The sequence below is a fragment of the Ancylothrix sp. D3o genome, assembly GCF_025370775.1.
Taxonomy (GTDB): Bacteria; Cyanobacteriota; Cyanobacteriia; order Cyanobacteriales; family Oscillatoriaceae; genus Ancylothrix.
On the sequence record NZ_JAMXEX010000094.1, the window covers coordinates 1 to 2,813 of the forward strand.

The following is a 2,813-nucleotide window of genomic DNA, read 5'->3' on the forward strand; positions in this document are numbered from 1 at the left end:
CATTATCTCTATGAAGATTACCAGGAATCTTACAGAGACAATGAAAAACTAGATTGGGTAATTGTTGGTGGAGAAAGCGGGCCTAATGCTCGTGTTTGTCAGGTGAAATGGATTCAATCAATTGTTAATCAATGTGAGCAAACTGGCACCCCAATCTTTGTCAAACAACTAGGTTCTAACTCCAACCTAGAAGTTAAAGGCAAAGGTGATAATCCTCAATTATGGCCACAGTCCCTTCAGTTTCAAGAGTTCCCATCAATTTTATGATTATCTCCTTTTCAATCACATCCAAACTTGCTAAAGAAAAGGGGGTGGATGATCCGCTACTCACCGGCACCAAAACTGTTACCCGCAGATTGTGGAAACAGAGCACTGCTGAGAAATATCAACGGATTTTCAAAAACCAAGAGGTTGTTTATGCTTGGGACAATGCCCCCTACGTTCTTGGTTCAAAACAAATCGCCACAATCATCCTCACTCATCAACCGTACCAAGAAAAGTTAGGTGATATGCCAGAAAATGATCTATTAGCAGAAGGGGGGTTATGGGGAACCAAAGATGAATTCATCCGCTGTGTTTGTAAAGGGAAACCCAATCCTGATTTAGTGGTTTGGGTATGTCGGTTTAAAGTAGTTAACATCATCAGAACTTTATGATCACAGCAACCGATCTGTTTGCAGGGTGCGGTGGTAGTTCCATCGGCTTTACAATGGCCGGTGGAACCGTAAAACTCTCCCTGGATCACTGGCAGAGAGCAGTAGAAACGCATAGCCATAATTTCTCTCTCTGTATCAATGAATGTGTTGATATCAGCAATTGCAATCCCCGAAAATATCCCCGCACCGAAGTATTGATGGCCTCCCCAGAATGCACCCATCACTCAATTGGTAAAGGTAAAAAGCGAGAAACGGGGCAACTTTCCTTGTTTGAAGACCCACCCATCAATGAAAGTGCAGACCGCAGCCGGGCCACAATGTGGGAAGTCCCCCGGTGGTGCGAAATTCAATCACCGCTAATCGTCATTGTTGAAAATGTGGTAGAGGCAATGGAATGGGCTTACATTGATGCCTGGTTTCTTGCCATGCAAAACCTAGATTATAACTGGCAAATTCTCTCTTTGAATTCTCGCTTTTTCCCACCGACCCCCCAGTCGAGAGACAGAATTTTTGTGGTGTTCTGGAAAAAAGGCATTACCAAACCAATTTTAGACTTTCGTCCACCGTCAATCTGCTCTAAATGTGGCGAAATCCAAGCTATCCAAACTTGGAAAAATCCACACAAGCACTACGGTAAATATAAACAACAATATTATTACCGTTGTCCGCTTTGTTACCAGCCGGTTGAACCAAAAACTACACCGGCCTATACAGCAATCAATTGGTCAATTCCCATCACAACCATTGGGGGACGCAGCCGACCACTAAAACAAACCACAATCAACCGAATTAAGAAGGGGCTAATCAAACTCGCATCCCCACAGCCATTTGTTTTAGCCACAGACCGTACCCACAACCTCACTGATAAAGTGTGGAGCCTTAATCAACCCCTCCCCACCCAAACCACAAGACAAACATTAGCATTAACAATTCCCCCCTTTATTGCAAGCTATTACAGTGCCTCGGACTGCATTTCACCACTATCCCATCCTATACCTACCATTACCACCCATGAACGCCATGCTCTAATATGCCCTCCAGCTACTACGGAAACAAACCTAGAATCCGTCGTTTCAAACTGTGGATTTCGGATGCTGGATGTAAAGGAAATTCAATCAACTATGGGATTCCCCCATAATTACACGCTCACCGGCACTAAACGAGAACAAATTAAACAACTTGGCAACGCCGTAACTCCGCCAGTCATGGAATGGATTGCCAAACAAATTTTCCAAGTTCTATAGCCGTTGGCAAAAGAACCCCTATATCTAAACAGATTGCCCCCATTATTCTCTCTCACCTACCTTACCTTTGAAAAGTCGCTGGATATGCCATAGACCGGCAAATACAGAAAAAGAATTATGGTCAACCAAAAATGAATTCATCCGCTGTGTTTGCCGAGGGGCACCCAATCCTGATTTAGTCGTTTGGGTATGCCGGTTCAAAATTGTATCTTTTCTTTACGTTAGGCTAGTTTAATAAATTATTAACTGGCCAAAAAGGTACATTCCTGTGGTATCGTATTGGAAGGAAATGTGAATTTCTTTTAGAGTTCTGCCGGCTGGCAGTCATTCTAAATCCAACATTTCTCTTTAGAGTTTTGCCGACCGGCACCCACTCTAAATAAATGACCGATATCGCCTCCAGCAAACTACAGTTTAATTCAAGGTAAATACCGACGAACCAAACTTAATCAAGGTAATCAAAGAATCCAGCGTAATCAAAGAATCCAGCGTAATCAAAGCAATCAAAGAATTCAGCGTAATCAAAGTAATCAAAGAATCCAGCGTAATTAAGGTAATCAAGGTAATCAAAGAATCCAGCGTAACCAAAGTAATCAAAGAATCCAAGCGCTTTTTTAGTACCGAGTTGAGCGTGGTGGTTGGCTTTGTGGCAACCACAGTCACAGCGGAAGTTAATTAGATAACCGGCCTCCTTAACGAACCATTGAACACAAGCATGGTTAAAGATGCCACTCCGGAGCTCACGCTACAATTCGGTACTTACGGAAATCAAAGAATCCAAGAATATCAAAGTAATCAAGCTTTCCAAAGAATCCAAGAATATCAAAGACTTCAAAAAAAATACTGAAAACTGTTCCAAAAAAAGTTTTTTACTCCACGCGGAGTGAACAACTTGCGATAATCAACGAAGCTA

General features: G+C 42.5%; 4 protein-coding genes. 3 read left to right on the forward strand and 1 reads right to left on the reverse strand.

What is annotated here, in order from left to right; all coding sequences use genetic code 11:
• From NG798_RS27245 to NG798_RS27255, 3 genes are all read left to right on the forward strand, one after another.
• On the forward strand, window positions 1-267 hold a 267-nt coding region (locus NG798_RS27245), incomplete at its 5' end, for a phage Gp37/Gp68 family protein (RefSeq protein WP_261226856.1).
• Window positions 264-656, forward strand: coding sequence for a hypothetical protein (locus NG798_RS27250; protein ID WP_261226857.1), 393 nt, complete (start codon window positions 264-266; stop codon window positions 654-656). The genes NG798_RS27245 and NG798_RS27250, both read left to right, overlap by 4 nt.
• The gene (locus NG798_RS27255; RefSeq protein ID WP_261226858.1) at window positions 653-1,900 is read left to right on the forward strand and encodes a DNA cytosine methyltransferase; all 1,248 of its coding nucleotides are present in this window, start codon (window positions 653-655) and stop codon (window positions 1,898-1,900) included. Before NG798_RS27250 ends, NG798_RS27255 begins: the two co-directional genes overlap by 4 nt.
• Window positions 1,901-2,314: 414 nt before the next feature.
• Here NG798_RS27255 and NG798_RS27260 read toward each other — a convergent pair whose 3' ends face one another.
• Window positions 2,315-2,506, reverse strand: a complete 192-nt coding sequence (locus NG798_RS27260; protein ID WP_261226859.1) for a hypothetical protein — start codon at window positions 2,504-2,506, stop codon at window positions 2,315-2,317.
• Window positions 2,507-2,813: the final 307 nt, after the last annotated feature.